Origin of the sequence: Actinophytocola sp., assembly GCF_045807065.1 — a bacterium.
GTDB lineage: Bacteria > Actinomycetota > Actinomycetes > Mycobacteriales > Pseudonocardiaceae > Actinophytocola.
In genome coordinates this window covers 1-19,939 of the sequence record NZ_JBJMIE010000656.1, presented here as the reverse complement: position 1 = coordinate 19,939, position 19,939 = coordinate 1, and the positions used below count along the sequence as shown (strand labels likewise).

Here is a 19,939-nt window from a genome sequence, read left to right as displayed (position 1 = left end):
CGCAATGCCTGGACGACGTTCGCGAACGTCGAGAAGTCCTGGGCCTACCGCCAGGACCAGCTGCCCTCGACCCACCCGATCGCGGCGGACATCCCCGACCAGGAGGCCGTCGAGGTCAACTTCGACGGCATCACCTACGCGAAGGGCGCTTCGGTGCTGAAGCAGCTCGTGGCGTACGTGGGGCAGGAGCACTTCCTGTCCGGGCTGCGGGTGTACTTCGCGAAGCACGCGTGGGACAACGCGACGCTGGCCGACCTGCTGTCGGCGCTGGAGGAGGCGTCCGGCCGGGACCTGTCGTGGTGGAGCGCGCAGTGGCTGGAGACGACCGGGCTGAACGACCTGCGGCCGCGGTTCTCGGTCGGCGACGACGGCCGGTTCACGTCGTTCTCGATCACGCAGGGCGGGGCGAAGCCGGGCGCCGGTGAGCTGCGCACGCACCGGGTGGCCGTCGGCGTGTACGACGACTCCGACGGGAAGCTGGTCCGGACGCACCGGGTCGAGCTGGACGTGACCGGCGAGCAGACCGACGTACCGGAGCTCGTGGGTGTCTCGCGGGGCAAGCTCGTGCTGGTCAACGACGACGACCTGAGCTACTGCACCATGCGCCTCGACCCGGACTCGCTGGCGACGCTGGTGGACCGCATCGGGGACATCGTCGAGCCGCTGCCGCGGACGTTGTGCTGGTCGGCGGCGTGGGAGATGACCCGCGAGGCCGAGCTGAAGGCGCGGGACTTCGTGACGCTGGTGTGCCACGGGCTGCCGGCGGAGACCGAGGTCGGGGTCGTGCAGCGGCTGCTGCTGCAGGCGCAGACGGCGATCAACTCGTACGCGGACCCGGCGTGGGTGCCGGCGGGCTGGCAGATGTTCACCGAGCGGCTGTTCGAGCTGGCGGCGGACCCGGCCACGGAGTCGGACCAGCAGCTGGCGTTCGTGAACGCGCTGACGGGCTCGGTGCTCGGCGGCGAGCAGCTGGCCGTGCTGCGTGGGTGGCTGGACGGGTCGTCGCCGCTGCCCGGGCTGGTCGTGGACACGGACCTGCGGTGGCGGCTGCTGCAGGCGCTGGTGGCGCACGACGCGGCGACGCTCGACGAGATCGAGGCGACGCTGGCGGACGACCCGACGGCGACCGGTCAGCGGCAGGCGGAGCGGACGCGGGCGCTGCGGCCGTCCGCCGAGGTGAAGGCGGAGGCGTGGCGGCGGGCCGTGCACGACGACGAGCTGCCCAACGCGATCAACGAGGCCATCATCACGGGCTTCGCGCACCCGTCGCAGAAGGAGCTGCTGGCGCCGTACGTGTCCCGGTACTTCGAGGACGTGGCTGACGTGTGGGCGCGGCGGTCGAGTGAGCGGGCCCAGCCGGTGGCACTGGGGCTGTACCCGTCGTGGGCGGTCGCCGAGGAGACGGTGGCGGCCTCGGACTCGTGGCTGGCCGACGAGTCCCAACCGCCGGCCTTGCGCCGCCTGGTCTCGGAGGGCCGCGCCGGCATCCTCCGCGCCCTGGCCGCCCGCGCCTTCGACGCCCAGTAACCCCGCGAGTCCAACGCTCGGGACGCGCGTGTCCAACGCGAAGATCGGGTGAGTTCAGCGAATCGTGACGTCACGATTCGTTGAACTCACCGCGCGGTTTTGTTGGACACGCGGGGCTTAGCGCTTGTGTTTGGGGCCGGCCTGGTCGGTCAGCATGCGGAGGCCGCTCACCAGGCCGCCGGTCAGGTCGCCCTCCTTGAAGGAGGCGACCATGCTCATGACCGCCAGGTTGCAGGCGCGGTCGGGAAGACGGCGGGAGGAGTCTGCGCCGGTCACGATCTCGACCTTGCGCTGCCCCGGGGAGACCGCGATCAGGACGGCCGAGGAGGCGGTGTCGCCGGACTCGGCGTGCAGGGCCTCCGCGGTCGCGCGCGTGTCCTCGCCCAGGTCGCCGAGGTAGACGCTGAAGCCGAGGCCCGTCGTCCGGGCGGAGAGCGTCAGAGCCTCGTCGAGGCGGGCGAGCTGCACCGGGCTGAACGGCAGCTCCGGCCTGGCCGGGGTGCGCTCCCTGGCGATCGACACGCGACCGCTGTTGGTCACGACCGCGGCGTGGCCGTGCTCGACGTCCTCGTCGAGCACGTTGTCGGCACCGCGGACGACGATCTCACCAGCTGCCACGTGCGCCTCCCTTGGCCGTGCCGCGGGTCTTGCCGCCGCCGGTCGGTACGGCGGAGGCGTCGGCCCCAGCCGGGTTCGCGGTCCACCAGACGGCCGGGTACTCCCACGGCTGTCCCGGCCGGTACCGCGGCGCCCGCGCGAACTTGTCCCGCAGGGTCAGCAGGGCGACCAGGCCGTAGATGGCCAGCGGGATCACCGCGTAGACGAGGATGGTCTGCACGACACTCACGCGCGTCACCCTACCCAGGACGCCGGAGCGTCACGCACTCGGCCGCGCCAAGATCACCCGACGTGACGGCTACTGCGGCTCCGGTAACGAGACTGGGCCGTGCGCGGGCCGATCCGCTCATGCTGTTGGTCGAAACGGCGGGGTCGAACGGCCGCTTCTCACGCATCGACATCGCATCGTCACTCTTCATGTCTTGTCGACTACAGTTTCAGGCCATAGCTTTCACCTGTACGGCCCTTGCGGTCCCTTCCCCAGCACTCTCCGTGCCTGTATCGCCGAGGAGTTCCCGTCATGCAGACCCACACCCCGATGGTCATCACCCATTCGGATGAGTCCGCCCTGCTTGGCACCCGGGTGACCCGCGGCACCAGGGTCACCGCCGGCACGAGGGTCACCCGCGGCACGAGGGTGACGAGGGGTACCCGCGTCACCGCCGGCACGAGGGTCACCCGAGGTACGCGAGTCACTCGCGGCACCCGGGTCACCGCCGGTACCCGCGTCACGAGGGGTACGCGGGTCACGCGCGGCACTCGGGTGACGGCGGGCACGCGCGTCACCGCTTCCTGACGTTTCTCTAGGCGGCGGGCTCGCCGAGGTACGGCAACCACTGCGGATCGGTGTCGACCGTGCCGGCGAGCAGCCGCCAGTGCATGCCGCGTGGTGCCCTCGGCACCACGCGCAGGCGCCAACCCAGCTCGGACAGCAGCTTGTCGGCCTTGCGGTGGTTGCACCGCACACAGCAGGCCACGCAGTTCTGCCACGTGTGCTCCCCGCCGCGGCTGCGCGGGATGACGTGGTCGATCGTCTCCGCCCGCCCCCCGCAGTACGCGCAGCGGTGGCGGTCCCGGTGCATGAGCCCGGCGCGGGTCAGCGGCACCCGCGCGCGGTAGGGCACGCGGACGTAGGACGCGAGCCGGATCACCGACGGCACCAGGACGCTGTCCGCGGCGGAGTGCAGCTCGAGGCCGCTGGGGTCGCCGTGCACGACCTCCGCCTTTCCGCACACCACGAGCACGACCGCGCGCCGCAGCGGTAACGCCGTCAGCGGCTCGAACGTGGTGTTGAGCAGCAACACCCGACGCTTGCCCCAGGGCGGCGGGGCGCCACCGGCCGGCTCGGGCGCGCCGACATCCGACGAAACGGCTTGTGAACGCACGGACGTCCGCGACGCCGGCCCTCTGGCGGCGCCGATCGGAGTCGGATGTCGGTCGGGCACGCGACCACCTCCACCGGATCTGGCAACGCATAGCAGATCACACATCACCCGCTGAACGCACGCGTGTTGCGCAACGTGTCCGGCCACTGTGGTAGATCGGTTACCGACAGGGCCTTCGCCGGTCGACCGGGAGCACCGTTGCGGCAGCGTGGCGTGCTGTTCAGGAGTTGGCGATGCGGTCAAGCCACTCACACATCAAACCGCGTTCCGGCTCGGTCAGCACGTCCGTTTCCGGCAGCACCGCCCGCAGGGTGACGGCCGCCGCGACCGGACCGGGTGCTCCCGTCGCGGGTGCGTCGGTGGTGATGGCCGCGACGACCGCCTCTCGTGCCGTCGTGGACAGCTCCGGGTCCCGGCGGTCAGCCGGGGTGGCGATCAGTGTGAGGGTCGTGCCGTGCCCGGCCGCGTGCACCAGCGCCATGGCACGGTCCTCGGGGATGCGCAGCCGACCTGCCTCGGCGATCCGCCGGACGCGCTCGGCCAGGACCCCGAACGCCGCCAGCGCGGCCGGCGACGCCTTGTCGAGACGGCTGTACATGAGCGTGTACAGCGCGGGGTTGGCCAGGCCCAGCTCGACGTGCTGGTCCCAGCCGGCACGCAGCTCCTCGACCGGGTCGGCGCTCGCCACCGTCTGCTTGTCGGCCAGGTACGTGGTGAAGCCGTGGACCACGACCGCGTCCAGCAGGCCCTGCTTGTCGCCGAACAGGCGGTAGATGGTGGGCGGTTGCACGCCAGCGGCGGTGCTGACCGCCCTGGTCGACACGGCGTCGGGACCTCCGCCGGCCAGCAGCCGCGCGGCGGCCTCGACGATGCGTTCCCGGTGCTCCTCCATGTTTCCGATGGTAACAGTGTCACGTTAGCGCCGCTTTGTTTCCAGTGATACGGTTCTGCTGTTATCGACGGAAAGGGGATTGTCGTGATCATCGTCACCGGAGCGAACGGGCAGCTCGGCCGAGCAGTCGTGGAGCGGTTGCTGGCGCGGGTGCCCGCCGAGCGCATCGGCGTCAGCGTGCGCGAACCGGCCAGGGCGAAGGACCTGGCCGAGCGGGGCGTGCGCGTCCGGCAGGCGGACTTCACCGACGCCGCGAGCCTCGCGCACGCCTTCGACGGCGCGGCCAAGGTCCTCGTCGTGTCGACGGACGCCGCCGGGGAGGCCTGCGTCGCGCAGCACCGGACGGCCGTCGAGGCCGCGGCGAAGGCGGGGGCCGACCGCATCTACTACACGAGCCACCTGGGGGTGAGCCCGTCGTCCCTCTTCCTGCCCATGCGCGACCACGCGGCCACCGAGGTCGCGCTGCGGGACAGCGGCGTGCCCTTCACCTCGCTGCGCAACGGCTTCTACGCCGCGACGGTCCCGATGCTGCTCGGCCAGGCGCTCCACACCGGCGAACTGGCCGCGCCGGCGGACGGCCCGGTCTCGTGGACCACCCACGCCGACCTCGCGGCGGCGACGGCACTCGCGCTCACCGAGGACGGCTTCGACGGACCCACCCCGCCGCTCACCGGTCCCGAGGCGGTCGACCTGGCCGGCGTCGCGGATATCGTCACACGGCTCACCGGGCGGGAGATCCGCCGGGTCGTCGTCGCCGACGCCGACTACCGCGCCGGCCTGCTCGCCAACGGCCTGCCGGAGTGGCGGGCGGACCTGCTTCTCGGCATGTTCGCCGCGAGTCGGCGGGGCGAGTTCGCGACGGTCGACCCCGCACTCGCCACCCTGCTCGGCCGGCCCGCGGCGGGCCTCGCGAGCTTCCTGAAGGCCGTGCTCTGAGCGATTTCCGTCACACCGGGTCAGCGCGGGCGACGGTGCCGCCGCCGTTATCGTCGCTCCGTGACCGATCTGGACCCGCTCGATCTGTCGGACCTCGACGCGCCGGCCTGCCCGGACGGCGACAACTGGTGCAGGACCGTCCTCAACATGACGCACAGCCGGTGGCTCGCGCAGTCCGCCGACTGGCTCGTCGCCAAGCCGTTGACGATCCTGTTCATCCTCTTCGTCGCGATCGTCATCCGGGCCCTCGCGCGGCGGCTGATCGACCGGCTGACCCGCAGCAACGGCGACAGCAAGGTGCCCGCGCTGCTGCGTCCGCTGCGGGAACGGGCACCGCAGGCGCTGGGGACGCTGCTGTCGGAGCGGCGGGCGCAGCGGGCCAAGACCATCGGGTCGGTGTTCAAGTCGATCACGTCGGTGCTCGTGTTCGGCACCGCGTTCATGATGATCCTCGCCGAGCTGGGCATGGACCTCGCGCCCGTGCTGGCCTCCGCGGGCATCCTGGGCGTCGCCATCGGTTTCGGCGCGCAGAACGTGGTGAAGGACTTCCTGTCCGGCGTGTTCATGATGCTGGAGGACCAGTACGGCGTCGGTGACGTGGTCGACGTCGGCGAGGCGTCCGGCACGGTCGAGGCCGTCGGGCTGCGGATCACCACCATGCGGGACGTCAACGGCACGGTCTGGTACGTCCGCAACGGCGAGATCCTGCGGGTGGGCAACTCCAGCCAGGGCTTCGCGGTCGCGGTGGTGGACGTGCCCATCGGCTACGGCGCGGACGTCGAGCAGGCCACCGACATCATCGACCGCGTCGCGACCGAGGTCACCGAGGTCGAGCCCGTGTCCAACGACGTGCTGGAGCCGCCCGAGGTGCTGGGCGTCGAGCGGGTGTCGGCCGCCGAGGGCATCATGCTGCGGCTGACCGTCAAGGTCCGGCCCGGCCGGCAGTGGGCCGTGCAGCGCGCGTTGCGGGCCCGCATCGTGGCCGCGTTCGAGGACGCCAGCATCCAGGGACCGATCATGCGCGGATTCCCCAACGGCGATTAGTCCGCCTCCCGAGTTCTCATGTGTGGTCGGGAGGCGGACTGCACGCGAAAGATTCATGGGACAGGCCCTGATGGCAGGATGGAAGGCGTGGCGACACCTGAGGAAGTGACCTTCTACGAGGCGGTCGGCGGCGAGGCCGTCTTCCACCGGATCGTCGGCCGGTTCTACGAGGAGGTCGCGAAGGACGAGGTGCTGCGCCCGCTGTACCCCGAGGAGGACCTCGGGCCGGCCGAGGAGCGCCTGCGGATGTTCCTCACGCAGTACTGGGGCGGGCCGCACACCTACTCGGACCGGCGGGGTCACCCGCGGTTGCGGATGCGGCACGCTCCGTTCGCGATTGGTCCGATCGAACGCGACGCGTGGCTGCGATGCATGCGAATAGCGGTAGACGACGCGGGGCTGTCCGACAACCATCGGCGCCAGCTGTGGGGGTACCTCGAGATGGCCGCCAACAGTCTCATGAACAGCTGGACCTAGTTCCCCGTGGCGCTGCCTGCCACGGCGAGTGGTGGCAGGACGGCGAGAGTGCGAAGAGCCCAGGACGAGTGGTGGCGCGACGCCACCTTCTACCAGGTCTACGTGCGTTCGTTCGCGGACAGCGACGGTGACGGCGTCGGTGACCTCGACGGCGTGCGTGAGCGCCTCGGCTACCTGGACCTGCTCGGCGTCGACGCGCTGTGGCTGACGCTCGACCCGGACGTCGACCTCACCCCCTTCGACCGGCTGGCCGCCGACGCGCACCGCGACGGCCTGCGGATCGTGGTCGACCTGGCCGACGAGCGCACCCTGCGGTTCTGGCTGGACCGCGAGGTGGACGGCGTCCACGTCATCGACGCGGGCGCCCACCGGCTGGTCCGCCAGGTCCTCGACGAGCACCCCGGCACGGTGGGGATCGGCGAGCTGTGGCCGGCCGACGACCCGCGGCCCTACGACCTGCACCTGGGCCTCAACCCCCGGCTGCTGGCGGCCGGCTACGACGCGGTCGAGCTGCGCACGGCCATCGACGCGGCCCTGGACGCCGCCGCGATGGCCGGCGTGCCCCCGATGTGGGCGCTGTCCAACCACGACGCGGTCCGCGAGGCCACCCGCTACGGCGACGGCCCGCTCGGCACGCAGCGGGCACGCGCGATGGCGCTGGTCGAGCTGGGGCTGCCCGGGGTCGTGTACCTGTACAACGGCGAGGAGCTGGGCCTGCCGACCGTGCCGCTGCCGGAATGGGCGCTCCCGCACCGTGCCGACGGCCGCGAGGGCAGCCGCGTCCCGCTGCCGTGGCAGGGCACCGAGCCGCCGTTCGGCTTCTCCTCCGGCGCGTCGGCGTGGCTGCCGGTGCCGCCCGAGTGGGCCAAGCTGACGGTGGAGCGGCAGCTGGAGGACGCCGACTCGACGCTGTCGCTGTACCGGCAGGCGGTGGAGCTGCGGAAGACGAACCCGGCGTTCACCGGTGCGGAGCTGGAGTGGTACGGCGCGCCGGCGGGGTGCTTCGCGTACCGGCGCAAGGGCGGCGGCCTCATCTGCGTGCTCAACGGCAGCGAGACCGCGGTGTCCCTGCCCGCCGGCGAGATCATCCTGGCGAGCGGTTCCCTCAACGACCGCCACCTACCGCCGAACACCGCGGCGTGGCTGGTCGCGAGCTAGAGACCGCTGCCGGCCTCGCCGAAACCACCGCCGTCGTCGTAGCCCTGGTCGGGTGGGTCGGCGCGGCTCAGGTCGGTGTCCACGTCGTCGTCCGAGAGAGCGGCCCCGGCGATGAAGGCGGCGGTCCCGCCCAGGCCCCAGGCCGCCCTGCGGATCGCGTTCTTGCGCCGCTCCGTCGCGGTCAGCGGCACGCCGGGCTCCGCGGGGTGCTGGATGTGCCGCGGCCGCGCGGGACCGTCCTCGGGCTCCCTGCCGTCCCACTCGTCGTGCCTGGGCACGGTCTGGTCCAGGAACCGCCGTGCGGGGTCCTCCTCGCTCACGCGACCATCGAACACCTAGACGAGCAGGGGCAGCAAGGCGTGTCTGCGACGGACCACCGCGCCGAACCTGGCGTCGATGCGCAGCCAGGCGTCCGTCGCCGTGATCCGGACGTGCTCTTCGTCACCCGAGCCGAGGAACCCCATGCCGGACATGGCGAACAGGCAGCGCATGGGGATCTTCACCTCGAGGCCGTCGCCGGTGACCGTGAGGACGGTCTGGTCCAGCAGCGAGGCCGGCGGGGTGCCGTGCGGGCCCACGTTCTCCCGGGCCACGGCGAGGCCGCGGTCGGTCAGGTCGGCCACAACCTTCGCCGGTAGCTGGTCCTCCACGACCTGCCAGTGCGCCTGGGGCGGCAGGGCGGACCGCCACTGGATGTCCATGGGGCGGCCGGGGTCGATCCGGTCGGCGCGGGACACCGCCAGCGCGGCCAGCAGCTCGTTGCCCGACACGGTCACGTCGCCCGGTTCCGCCGCGCCGTGCACGGTCCTGGTGGCCAGCACGTCGAACGGGGTCGCCACCCACGCGTCCACGCGGCCGCCGTCGCGGTTGCGCAGGCGGACCACGGTCTGGCCGTCGAGGCGGACCGCGCGGGCCACGAACGCGCCGAGGTCGTCCCGCTCCGACTGGTCGGCGAAGGTCAGCTCAGGCACCGTTGCTCCTGTAGGCGGCCAAGAAGTCCCGCTCCTCCTCGGTCAGCCGCCGCGGCCGGCCGCTTTCCGTGTTGTACGGCACGAGCAGCGTCTCGGCGGTCGCGGCCACCGGGTCCTCGGCCGACGGTCCGCTGTGGACCTCGTAGTCCAGCGTGAACGACGCGGGCCGCATCTCCCGCACGGTCATCGCCACCCGCACCGTCCTGCCGTTCGCCACCAGCGGCGCGTGGTAGTCCACGACCAGACGCGCGACGACCACGCCGCGGGTCATGCCGCCGGCGCCCTGCCGCGCCGCCTCGTTGAACAGCAGGTCGACGCGGGCCTCCTCCAGCAGCGTCACCGTGTTGGCGTGGTTGACGTGACCGAACGCGTCCATGTCCGACCAGCGCGGCCGGACATCGGCGATGAAGACACCCACTAGCGAACCATACTGCGCACCTGGCGGGTGGCCACCGACAGTGTCGCCAGGTCGAGCCGCCCCACGCGGTGGATCTCCTCCAGCGACTCCCGCGACCGCTCGATGCGCCGCGCGTTGCTCCGCTCCCAGTTCTCGATCTTCTCGTCGGCCGAGGTGCCCGGGTCGCTCTGGCGCAGCACGTCGATGGTGATCGCGCGCAGCGAGCCGTACAGGTCGTCCCGCAGCGCGAGCCGGGCCAGTGCGTGCCAGCGGTTGCCGCGTTCCAGCCCGCTGATCGACGTCAGCATGGAGTCGATGCCGAGGTGGTCGGACAGCGCGTAGTACAGCTCGGCGGTCTCCCTGGGGCTGCGCTCGGTGTCCAGCGAGTCCCGGTCGGCCAGCTCGGCCACCTCGATGACGTCCAGCAGCGAGTAGCAGTCCAGCAGCGACGCGACCCGGCGGGCCAGGTCGGCCGGCACGCCGTCGGTCATCAGCTCGTCCGCGTGCTTCGCGACCGCCTCCCGCTCCGTGCCGCGCAGCATGGTCGGCACCTCGGGCACCAGCTCCGCGAGGACCGACTGGAACCGGTTGATCTCCGCGCCGACCGCGAGCGGCTGGGGCCGGTAGGACAGCAGCCAGCGGGACGCGCGGTCCAGCAGGCGGCGGGACTCCAGCGTCATGTGGTCGGCCGTGTCGGTCGACACCACGTTGTCCAGCTCCTGGACCTGCCGCCACAGCGACTTCAGGTCGAAGATCGTGGTCGCGGTGGTGAACGCGCGCACGGCGTCGGTCGCGGACGCGTTCATCTCCTCGGCCAGCCGGAACGCGTAGGACACGCCGCCGCCGTCCACGACCTCGTTGACCAGCAGGGTCGTGGTGATCTGGCGGCTCAGCGGGTGCTGGGTGATGGCGTCGCCGAAGCGCTCCTGCAGCTGGGTCGGGAAGTACTCGGGCAGGCGGCGGGTGAACACGTCGGCGTCGGGCAGCTCGGAGGCCAGGACATCGTGCTTGAGCCGCAGCTTCACGTGCGCCAGCAGTGTGGCCAGCTCCGGTGAGGTGAGGCCCTCGCCGCGCTTGTCCATGTCGCGGAACTGCGTCTTGCCGGGCAGCGCCTCCAGCCTGCGGTCCAGGCCGGAATGCGTCTCCAGGTCGCTGACCAGGCGGGCCAGCACGGTCAGCATCTGCTTGGCGTGCGCACGGGAGACGCCGAGCACGGCGTTCTGGGCGTAGTTGTCGGCCAGCACCAGGTGCGCGACCTCGTCGGTCATCTCGGCCAGCAGCTCGTTGCGCTGCTCCTTGGCCAGCACGCCGGTGGTGACCAGGTGGTCGAGCAGGATCTTGATGTTGACCTCGTGGTCGGAGCAGTCCACGCCGGCGGAGTTGTCGAGCGCGTCGGTGTTGACCTTGCCGCCCGCCCGCGCGAACTCGATGCGGCCGCGCTGGGTGAGGCCCAGGTTGCCGCCCTCGCCGACCACCTTCACCCGCAGCTCGCCGCCGTCGACGCGGAGGGCGTCGTTGGCCTTGTCGCCGACGTCGGCGTGGGTCTCCCCGGCCGCCTTCACGTACGTGCCGATGCCGCCGTTCCACAGCAGGTCCACCGGGGCCAGCAGGATCGCCTTCATCAGCTCCGGCGGGGACAGCTTGGTGACGCCGTCCTCGATGCCGAGCGCGACCCGTGCCTGCTCGCTGACGGGGATCGACTTGAGGGTCCGCGGCCAGACGCCGCCGCCCTCGCTGATGAGCGAGCGGTCGTAGTCGTCCCAGCTGGAGCGGGGCAGCTCGAACAGGCGGCGGCGCTCGGCGTAGGAGGTGGCCGGGTCCGGGTTCGGGTCGATGAACACGTGCATGTGGTTGAACGCCGCGACCAGCCGGATTTGCTCGGACAGCAGCATGCCGTTGCCGAACACGTCACCGGCCATGTCGCCGATGCCGACCACCGTGAAGTCCTCGGTCTGCGTGTTGACGCGCAGCTCGCGGAAGTGCCGCTTGACGCTCTCCCACGCGCCGCGGGCGGTGATGCCCATGGCCTTGTGGTCGTAGCCGACCGAGCCGCCGGAGGCGAACGCGTCGCCGAGCCAGAAGTCGTACCCGGCCGCCACCTCGTTGGCGATGTCGGAGAACGTGGCGGTGCCCTTGTCGGCCGCGACCACCAGGTAGGTGTCGTCGCCGTCGTAGCGGACCACGTCGCGGGCCGGGACGACCTCGCCGGCACGCAGGTTGTCGGTCAGGTCCAGCAGGCCCGAGATGAACATGCGGTAGCAGGCGATGCCCTCGGCCAGGTAGGTCTCGCGGTCCCTGCCGGCGTCACCCGTCGGCGCGGGCGGGCGCTTGACGACGAAGCCGCCCTTGGCGCCGACCGGCACGATGACGGCGTTCTTGACCGCCTGCGCCTTGACCAGGCCGAGGACCTCGGTGCGGAAGTCGGAGCGGCGGTCGGACCAGCGCAGGCCGCCGCGCGCGACCGGGCCGAAGCGCAGGTGCACGCCCTCGACCCGCGGCGAGTACACGAAGATCTCGAACTTCGGCCGCGGCTCCGGCAGGTCGAGCACCTGGGCCGGGTCGAGCTTGAACGCCAGGTAGGGCCTCGGCTGGCCCTGCTCGTCGCGGACGTTGTAGTTGGTGCGCAGGGTGGCCCGGATGAGCGCCAGGAGACTGCGCAGGATGCGGTCGGCGTCGAGGCTCGTGACCTCGTCGATCATCGTGGTGATCTCGGCGATCTGGCTCTCGACGGCGCGGTCCCGCACCTCGTCGGGCTTGGCGAGGTCGAAGCGGGTCTCGAACAGCCGCACCAGGGCGGTCGCGACCTCGATGTGGTCGAGCAGCGCGGACTCGACATCGCCCTGGTCGAACAGGACGCCGGCCTGCCGCAGGTAGCGGGAGTAGGCCCGCAGCAGCGCCGCCTGCCGCCAGCTCAGGCCGCCGGTCAGTACCAGCGAGTTGAACCGGTCGGACTCGGCGTCACCGCGCCAGATCGCGCGGAACGCCTCCTGGAACAGGGTGCGCTGGCGCAGCTGCTGCTCCGGGGTCCGGTCCTCCACCCGCGCCGGGTCGATGCGCAGGCCGAAGTCGTAGACCCACCAGCGGGTGCCGTCCTCGCGGCGCAGCTCGTACGGGCGTTCGTCGACGACCTGGACGCCCATGTTCTGCAGCACCGGCAGCATCTGGGAGAGCGTGACGCCGTCGCCGGCCAGGTAGAGCTTGAAGCGGCGCTCCCCCGGCAGCTCGTCACCCGGGCGGTAGAAGGAGACCTCCAGGTCGCCCTCGGCACGCAGCGCCTCCAGCCGGCGCAGGTCGGTGAGCGCGTCGGCGGCGGCGAAGTCCTCCTTGTAGGCCTCGGGGAACACGCTCGCGAACCGCTGTCCCTGCTCGTTGGCCGACTCGGCGCCGATCGCGACGAGCTGGTCGCGGGAGCGGGGCAGCTCGGCGTCGACCTTCTGGCGCTGCTCGGCGAACACGGCCTCGACCAGCCGGTCGTCCCAGGTGCGCACGGCCTCGGTCAGCCGCTCCTGGATGCGGTTGACGTCCACGTCCGGGTGCGCCGCCGGGTCGGTGTGGACAGTGAAGTAGACCTGCGCGAACGCGGTCTCGCCGATGCGGACGGAGAACTCGACGTGCGTGCCGCCGAGTTCGTCGATGAGGACGTCCTGCATGGCGATGCGCGAGGTGGTCGTGTACCGGTCGCGCGGGGTGAACACGAGGCAGGAGAAGAAGCGGCGGTACGGGTCGCGGCGCAGGAACAGGCGCAGACGGCGGCGGTCGGCGAGCGCGATGACGCCGGTGGTCGTCTGGTACAGCGTGTCGGTGGTGGTGGAGAACAGCTCCGACCGCGGCCAGTTCTGGATGACCTCGAGCATCTTCTGCCCGGTGTAGGACTCCAGCGGGAAGCCGGCCCGGTGGATGACCTCGCGGACGCGGCGGCCGACCACCGGGATGTCCAGCACGTCCTCGTGCAGGGCGTTGATGGTGAACACGCCCAGGAACCGGTGCTCCCCGCTGACCGTGCCGTCCGCGGCGAAGGTCTTGATGCCCACGTAGTACGGGAAGGTCGAGCGGTAGACGTTCGACGGGGCGGACGCCTCGGTGAGGATCAGCAGGTCGGGCGTGGCGGCGTCGACGTCGGCGTCCGGCCCCGCGGTGAGGTTGCGGGCCGAGATGCTGTCCTGGCGGAGCACGCCCAGCCCGCTGGCCAGGACGGCCTTGAGCGCGCGGCGGTCGTCGTCGCGGACCAGCTCGTAGTGGCGGTAGCCGAGGAAGGTGAAGTGGCCGTCGGCGAGCCAGCGGAGCAGCGCGGCGCCCTCGAGGGCCTGGGCCTCGTCGACGGGTGGGTGCGACTCCAGCTGGTCGGCGAGCGCGCGGGCGGTGCCGGCCATGCGGTCGGTGTCCTCGACGACCTCGCGGACGTCGTTGAGGACGGTCTTGAGGGTGTTGGTGATCTCCTTCTTGCGGTCCGCGTCGGTGATCAGGTCGACCTCGATGGCCATCCACGACTCGGCCAGCGCGTCCGCCGGCGGGTCGTCGGCCTCCGCGTCGGTGCGGATGTCGCGCAGCTCGCCCCCGACCACGTCCCGGCTGACCACGACGATCGGGTGCACGATGCGGTGGACCTGCAGCCCGGTCCTCGTCAGCGCGGCCGAGACGGACTCGACCAGGTAGGGCATGTCGTCGGTGACGAGCTGGACGACCGTGCCCGCGGTGCGCCACCCGTCCGTCTCCGGGTCGGGGTTGAACACTCGGACCGCCGGCCGCCCCGGCACCCGGGTCTCGGCGAGCTTGCGGTGGCAGCGCACCATCCCGACGAGGTCGACGGCGTCGGTGTCGGTGATCTCCTCGGGCGGGATGTAGCGGTAGTAGAGCCGGATCAGGTCGGCGATGTCCTGGGCGGCGGAGGCTGCCTGTTCGATGAGCTCGTCCCGGCGCTGCTCGGGGCTCTCCTCCGCCCTGCTGTCGGCTCTGCTCCCAGCGCTGCGGATGCGGGTTGAGGTCATCTTCGAGCGACTCCACGACTTCTCGGGCACGGCGGTGTGCCGAATTCAGGCACACAGATTAAGCGACCGGGCAACGGTACGACGGCCTGTCGAACCTCATTCGGGCGACCGGTGCCGCCCCGCGGCCGTCGCCGCGTCACCCGAAAGCCGTCCCGGTTCGTCCTGTTCGTCCGTGGTGGCGGTGTTGCCAGCAGTCTCCGCCGCGTCGGTAGAGGACTGGTAGGCCGCGAGTGCTTCGGTGAGGAGACTGGCGATGGTGGTGGCCGAACGCTCCCCGCGGCGGAGGCGCCCGTGGGGGCGTGGCAGCGGCCCGATCGGCTCGTCGTAGGTCGGCCGCGCCGAAGCGCCGGAAGGTGCTGACTCGGCGACGGACGGCCGAGTGGACCATTCACCGAGTGTGGCCGACACCTCATTCCGCGCGGCGGTCGGCTCACTTCGCCCGGCGGCCGACTCACTCCGCCCGCCGGTCTGCTTGCTCCAGGGGGTGATCGAAGGCTCGTCTCGCACGCCCGGTGCCTCATTCCGCGCGGCCGCTGGCTCACTCCGCCCGGCGGCCGACTCGCTCCACCCGACGGTCTGCTCGCTCCACGCGGCGATCGAAGGCTCGTCTCGCACGCCCGGTGCCTCATTCCGCGTGGCGGCTAGCTCACTTCGCCCGGCAGCCGACTCGCCCCGCCCGACGGTCTGCTCGCTCCACGGGGTAATCGAAGGCTCGCCTCGCGCGCCCGGTGCCTCATTCCGCGCGGCAGCCGACTCGCTCCGGCCGGCGGTGTGCTCGCTCCGCCCGGCGGCCGGATCGCTCCACGCGGCGGGCAACTCGCTCCACCCGGCGATCGATGAGTCGTCTCGCGTGGCCGGTGCCTCATTCCATCTGGAGGTCGGCACTTCATCCCGCGCGGCGGTTGACGGCTCGTTCCGCGCGGTCGGCGCGGCGGTCGGCGGCTCGTTGGACGCGGTGGTCGAAGGCTCGTTCCGCGTGGGGCTTGGCGGCTCGGGTTTCGTGGCGGCTGGTGGCTCGGGCTTGGTGGCCGGCGGGTCGCCGAAGTCGGCGAAGGCGTCTCTCAGGTTGGCCCGGTGCTTGGGTCTGTCACCTGGCGAGCCGAAGAGGTCGTCGGCGGGCGACTCGATCACGGCGGCGGACTGCAGCTCGGTCCACGACTTCCGCGGCCTTCGGGACGGCAGCGCGGTGGGGCTCTCGAACTCCGTGCGGAACTTCTCCTGCTCATCCTCCGGCGACGGGAGGACTGGGCCCGAGAGGGCGTCGAAGGCCGCCATGAGCGACGAGCGTTCCCGTGGGAGTCGTTCCGGCTGCGGCTCAGCCGGCTCGTCCGGCCACCGGGACGACTCCGGCTGCGCCGGCGGGGCCGCCTGTGCCGGTGCAGACGGCTCCGGAACCTCGGTCCGGTAGGGCGGGTCCGGCTGGCTGAACGGCTCGGGATAGCTCAGCGGCTCTGGCCGAGTGGACGCCTCCGGCCAGGGCCGCGACTCCGGCGGAGTCAGCAGTTCCCGCCTAGTCTGCGGTTCCGGATGGGCGAGCGGCTCCAGAGGAGCCGGGAACTCCGGCTCAGTTCGCATGCTCCGCTCAGCGTGCGACTCCGGCTGAGCCCGCGGTCCCCGAGGAGCAGGCGTTTCCGGCTCAGCCCGCGATTGCGGCTGGGCGAACGGCGCCGGATAGGTCAGCGGTCCCCACTCACCTAGCGGTTCCGGGTAAGCGAGCGGCTCCGGATGCGTCAGCGGCTCCGGTTCGGTCCGCGGTTCCGGATGAGTGAAGGGGTCCGGGTGGGTCAGTTGTTCCGGGTGGGTCAGTGGGTCCGCGCGGGTGAAGGGCTCCGGCCAGGGCTTTGGGGCTTCTGGCTCGGTCGGCGGCGCCGGCTCAGGCGGCAGTTTTGGCTGGGTTGGCGCAGATGGCTCGGGAGTGCCCGGATGCTGGGGCGGCTCCGGGATGTCCGGATGACCGGGAACCGTCGGGATGTCGGGGTAGTCGGGGATCTCCGGGATGTCGGGGTGGCCGGGTGGCTGCGGCATCTCGTCCGGGTCGGGTGGGGTGGGGATCGTCTGTGCCAGGAAGTCGTCGTGGTGTGTGGGGTCGGTGGGGTGGGGGGTGCCGTGTTGTTCGGGGGTGGGTGTGTCGGTGTTGGCCTTGCCGCGGGAATGGAGGGCCTTGGCGTTCAGCGCCGACATCATCCGGGCCAGTTCTGCCCTTGTTTCCTCGTAGCTGGAGTTGCCGTCGAGGCCGGTTCCAGGTTGGTGGAGGTCGGTGCCCGCGGCGGACGCGGTCCAGTCGATGGAGCCGGTGCCGCTGGTCCAGCTGGAGTCGGGTTGGGCGGTGGAGGCGCTTTCGCCGGGTGGGGGGAAGCCGTCGGTCCTTCCGAGCGGGGCTGGGGTGCCGGCGTCGCTCGTTGGTTCGGGGCCCTCGGTTGGGCCGGCGGTGGCCATCAGGTCAGGGCGGGACTCCAGGCCGGCGCTGCCGATCCGGCCGGCGCCTTCGACCAGGTCGGCGCCGGTGGACGGGCCGGTGCCACCCGGGACGACGTTGCCGGGCCAGTCGACGCTTTCCGTCGGCCCGGGGGACGGGGACGCGCCCATCGTCGTGTCGACGGTGTTGGACAGGACCGTGGAGAGTGCGTTGCTGATCAGGGGGGCGACGCTGCCTGCCGAGTGGGTGCCACTGCCGGCGACGCGGGTGGCGCTGCCTACCGGGTCAGTGGCGCTGCCTGCCGCGTGAGTGGCGCTGTCCGCCGAGCGAGTGGCGCTGCCTGCCGAGCGAGTGGCGCTGTCCGCCGAGTGGGTGGCGCTGCCTGCCGAGTGGGTGGTGCTTGGGGACGGCGTCGGTTCCGTGGGAGGTCGGGGTTCCGGCGGGGTGCGGCGGAGAGCCTGGGAGATGTCCGGCTCCGCGGGCCAGCCCGACGACGGGATGTACGAACTCGGCTGCCCCTGGGCCGTTTGTTCCGCGGCGGCCTGTTCCTGGGCGCGGCGTTCGGCGCGGGTCAGGCGTGGGGGTTCGGGTGGGGCGGCTGGGCTATGCGGGCTCTCGTCGGTGAATGGCTCGTCGTCAGCTCGGCGGCGGCCGCCGCTGCCAGTGGGGATGCTCAGGGAGTTCAGGATCGAGCGGCCTGCCGTGAGCGGGGGTGCTGCGGCCGGTGGGCGTGTCGCGGTCAGGGGTCTTGTAGGGGGCTCGTCCGTCAGGGCGCTGGGGGGTGGCTCGGCTGAGGGTGTTGGTTCCACGGCGGATGGTGGTTGGGGTGGGGTGGATGTCTGTTGCCGCAGGTTGGACAGGGCTGCCTTCGTTTCCACCAGGAAGTCCTGGGGCGCCGGCTGCTGCTTGCCCGAGGTCAGGGCGTCCCGCGCCGCGGTCAGCATGACGGCCGGGTCCATCGGGGACTCGGTGTCGGGGGTTGGCGGGTCGGACTGCACCACGCTCGTGCTGATGCTCAGATCCTTGCCCGTGCCGTCGGCCAGCCAGTCCGACTTCGTGGCCGTCTCGCGGATCGTGGCGGCGAACTCCTCCGCCTGGTCGCGGGTGGTGTGCGGCATGAACACCGCCAGCTCGCCGCCGTCGGACCTGGCCAGCTCGGCGTTCTCCGGCGCCATGTCACGCACCTTGTCGGCCAGGCCGACCATGATGCCGGTGTCGGGACCGCGGTCCTGTTCCGGGTCGTCGTTGTTCGGCTCGAAGCGGACCAGTGTCAGGGCGACCGGGCGCTCGCCCTTGCGGACCGAGCGCAGCCGCTTGACCAGGTCCTCCCGGTTCAGCAGGCCCGTGCGCTCGGCCACCGAGCCCGAGACCTCGCCTGCCATGGGCGGGGTGTGCGGCTCGGAGGACGTCCTCGGCGGGGGCAGTGTCGACGTCGTCTGGGGCACCGGCGGAGGTGCCATCGCCACCGGCACGCCCGCCGGGTGGGCCAGCTGGCGCAGCAACGCGGCCACCGACTGCCGCGTCACGTCCCGGACACCCTGGCCCGCACCCACCTGCACCAGCAGGTGCCGTGCCGCGCGTGCCACCGCGCGCATCCGGCGCTGCTCGGCGGCACGGGCGGACCGCATCGCCTCCAGCGCCTCCTTGGTGCGGCCGGCCTGCTCGTCCAGGCGCGACAGCTCGGTGAGCGCGTCGGCCAGCAGCGAGTCCAGGTGGTGGCGTTCCGCCAGCCACGCCGCCTGGTCCACCAGGCCGCGGCCGCGGTCCACGTCGCCCGCCGGCAGGTGCACGCGGGTCGCCACCGCGAGCATGAGCTGGCCGACCGACTCCGCGGACGTCGCGCGCACCGGCTCGTCGACCGTCGGGCGCGCGGCCTGCGCGGCCTCGTACAGCTCGCCCTCGTCCAGCAGTGCGCACACCAGCTCCAGCACCAGCCGCGCGCGGAGGCGGTCGCTCTCCGGGCGCAGCGCGCGGTGGAGCCGCTCCAGCAGGACGAGACCGTCGCGGGCGGCGCTGACCGCGTCCTCGTTGTCGCCGTACCAGCGGTGGTAGGCGGCCGACCGGACCGCCAGCCTGGCGCGTTCCATGCGGCGGGCGTCCGGGCTCATGCCGTCGTCGGCGGCCAGCAGGCGGTCGGCCTCCGCGAGCGCGTCCTCGATGTCGTCGCGGCGGGCCGCGTGTGCCAGGCAGCCGACGAGACAGCCCAGGGCCGCCGCTCGCACCGACGGCGGCGCCTGCGTCGCCTCCAGTACCGGCCGCAGCAGGGCACCGCCAAGCAACGGCTCGCCGACCTCCTGCGCGCAGGACGCGAGGTCCAGCCGCAGCTCGGCGGCCAGCACCAGCGCGCCACCGGACTCGGCCAGCGCCAGCGCGGCGAAACCGGGTTCCACCGCGCCGACGTGCTGGCTGATCCGCACGAGCCCGGCGGCGAGCACCGCCTGGGCACGCATGGACAGGGTTCTGGCCTCACCCGCGTTGGTCGTGCTCGAGGAGATGTCGGTGGCGCCGATGAGCAGTGCGCGACGGGCGAGCTGGACGGACAGCTCAGGAGCACTCGTACGAAGCGCCTCAGCCGAGCGAACGAGTGCCGCGCACTCGCTCAGCCCGCCCGTTGGCGCATCGCCCCATGCCGCCGCCACCGCACTCCCAACCTAGTCCCGGGTCAACTTGCGGTAGGTGACCCGATGCGGACGGGCGGCTTCCTCGCCGAGGCGCTCGACCTTGTTCTTCTCGTAGCCCTCGAAGTTGCCCTCGAACCAGAACCACTTGGCGGAGTTCTGGTCGTTGCCCTCCCAAGCGAGGATATGCGTCGCGACGCGGTCGAGGAACCACCTGTCGTGAGAGATCACCACGGCGCAGCCGGGGAACTGCTCGAGCGCGTTCTCCAGCGAGCCGAGGGTTTCCACGTCGAGGTCGTTCGTCGGCTCGTCCAGCAGGATCAGGTTGCCGCCCTGCTTGAGGGTGAGCGCCAGGTTGAGCCGGTTGCGCTCGCCACCGGACAGCACTCCGGCCTTCTTCTGCTGGTCGGGGCCCTTGAAGCCGAAGGACGCGACGTAGGCACGGCTGGGGACTTCGTAATGGGCCACCTTGATGTGGTCAAGGCCTCCGGAGACGATCTGCCAGACGTTCTGCT

16 protein-coding genes are annotated in these 19,939 nt (G+C 71.8%); 6 read left to right on the top strand and 10 right to left on the bottom strand.

Going from position 1 to position 19,939, the window contains the following annotated elements; all coding sequences use genetic code 11:
* Window positions 1–1,527 (top strand): ERAP1-like C-terminal domain-containing protein (locus ACJ73U_RS38675; RefSeq protein WP_407782740.1); only part of this gene is annotated, 1,527 nt, incomplete at its 5' end.
* A 117-nt stretch (window positions 1,528–1,644) separates the two neighbouring features.
* Here ACJ73U_RS38675 and ACJ73U_RS38670 read toward each other — a convergent pair.
* Complete coding sequence (locus ACJ73U_RS38670) at window positions 1,645–2,145, bottom strand: DUF5130 family protein (RefSeq protein WP_407782739.1); 501 nt, start codon at window positions 2,143–2,145, stop codon at window positions 1,645–1,647.
* Window positions 2,132–2,374 (bottom strand): hypothetical protein, encoded by a 243-nt coding sequence (locus tag ACJ73U_RS38665; protein WP_407782738.1) that lies wholly within the window; start codon window positions 2,372–2,374, stop codon window positions 2,132–2,134. Before ACJ73U_RS38665 ends, ACJ73U_RS38670 begins: the two co-directional genes overlap by 14 nt.
* 291 nt (window positions 2,375–2,665) lie before the next feature.
* Here ACJ73U_RS38665 and ACJ73U_RS38660 point away from each other — a divergent pair, with 291 nt between their 5' ends.
* Complete coding sequence (locus ACJ73U_RS38660) at window positions 2,666–2,941, top strand: hypothetical protein (protein WP_407782737.1); 276 nt, start codon at window positions 2,666–2,668, stop codon at window positions 2,939–2,941.
* A 7-nt stretch (window positions 2,942–2,948) separates the two neighbouring features.
* Here the strand turns inward: ACJ73U_RS38660 and ACJ73U_RS38655 are convergent, their stop codons facing one another.
* Entirely contained in the window at window positions 2,949–3,590 is a 642-nt protein-coding gene (locus ACJ73U_RS38655; protein WP_407782736.1) for an HNH endonuclease, read from the bottom strand.
* A gap of 160 nt (window positions 3,591–3,750) precedes the next feature.
* Window positions 3,751–4,422 carry a TetR/AcrR family transcriptional regulator gene (locus ACJ73U_RS38650; protein WP_407782735.1) on the bottom strand — a complete coding sequence of 224 codons (672 nt, stop codon included), beginning with the start codon at window positions 4,420–4,422 and terminating at the stop codon, window positions 3,751–3,753.
* Window positions 4,423–4,506: 84 nt separating this feature from the next.
* On the opposite strand from ACJ73U_RS38650, the gene ACJ73U_RS38645 reads away from it, so the two are divergent.
* The 4 genes from ACJ73U_RS38645 (at window position 4,507) to ACJ73U_RS38630 (ending at window position 8,037) form a co-directional block, all read left to right on the top strand.
* A complete protein-coding gene (locus ACJ73U_RS38645; protein WP_407782734.1) occupies window positions 4,507–5,358 on the top strand; it encodes an NAD(P)H-binding protein in 852 nt (283 codons plus the stop codon).
* A gap of 60 nt (window positions 5,359–5,418) precedes the next feature.
* Window positions 5,419–6,402, top strand: a complete 984-nt coding sequence (locus ACJ73U_RS38640; RefSeq protein ID WP_407782733.1) for a mechanosensitive ion channel family protein — start codon at window positions 5,419–5,421, stop codon at window positions 6,400–6,402.
* Between the two features lie 78 nt (window positions 6,403–6,480).
* Window positions 6,481–6,879 (top strand): globin, encoded by a 399-nt coding sequence (locus ACJ73U_RS38635; RefSeq protein ID WP_407782732.1) that lies wholly within the window; start codon window positions 6,481–6,483, stop codon window positions 6,877–6,879.
* A gap of 48 nt (window positions 6,880–6,927) precedes the next feature.
* Entirely contained in the window at window positions 6,928–8,037 is a 1,110-nt protein-coding gene (locus ACJ73U_RS38630) for an alpha-amylase family glycosyl hydrolase (protein WP_407782731.1), read from the top strand.
* On the opposite strand, the gene ACJ73U_RS38625 is transcribed toward ACJ73U_RS38630, so the two are convergent.
* The 6 genes from ACJ73U_RS38625 to ACJ73U_RS38600 all read right to left on the bottom strand — a co-directional run.
* A complete protein-coding gene (locus tag ACJ73U_RS38625; protein ID WP_407782730.1) occupies window positions 8,034–8,357 on the bottom strand; it encodes a hypothetical protein in 324 nt (107 codons plus the stop codon). The genes ACJ73U_RS38630 and ACJ73U_RS38625 overlap by 4 nt on opposite strands.
* Window positions 8,358–8,372: 15 nt before the next feature.
* Window positions 8,373–9,008: a hypothetical protein gene (locus ACJ73U_RS38620; protein WP_407782729.1), complete on the bottom strand. Its 636-nt coding sequence runs from the start codon at window positions 9,006–9,008 to the stop codon at window positions 8,373–8,375.
* Entirely contained in the window at window positions 9,001–9,426 is a 426-nt protein-coding gene (locus ACJ73U_RS38615; RefSeq protein WP_407782728.1) for an acyl-CoA thioesterase, read from the bottom strand. The genes ACJ73U_RS38620 and ACJ73U_RS38615 overlap by 8 nt, the downstream gene beginning before the upstream one ends.
* Complete coding sequence (locus tag ACJ73U_RS38610; RefSeq protein WP_407782727.1) at window positions 9,426–14,390, bottom strand: NAD-glutamate dehydrogenase; 4,965 nt, start codon at window positions 14,388–14,390, stop codon at window positions 9,426–9,428. The genes ACJ73U_RS38615 and ACJ73U_RS38610 overlap by 1 nt, the downstream gene beginning before the upstream one ends.
* 96 nt (window positions 14,391–14,486) lie before the next feature.
* Window positions 14,487–19,445 (bottom strand): hypothetical protein, encoded by a 4,959-nt coding sequence (locus ACJ73U_RS38605; protein ID WP_407782726.1) that lies wholly within the window; start codon window positions 19,443–19,445, stop codon window positions 14,487–14,489.
* Window positions 19,446–19,457: 12 nt separating this feature from the next.
* The coding region (locus ACJ73U_RS38600) for an ATP-binding cassette domain-containing protein (protein ID WP_407782725.1) at window positions 19,458–19,939 on the bottom strand (482 nt) is incomplete at its 5' end.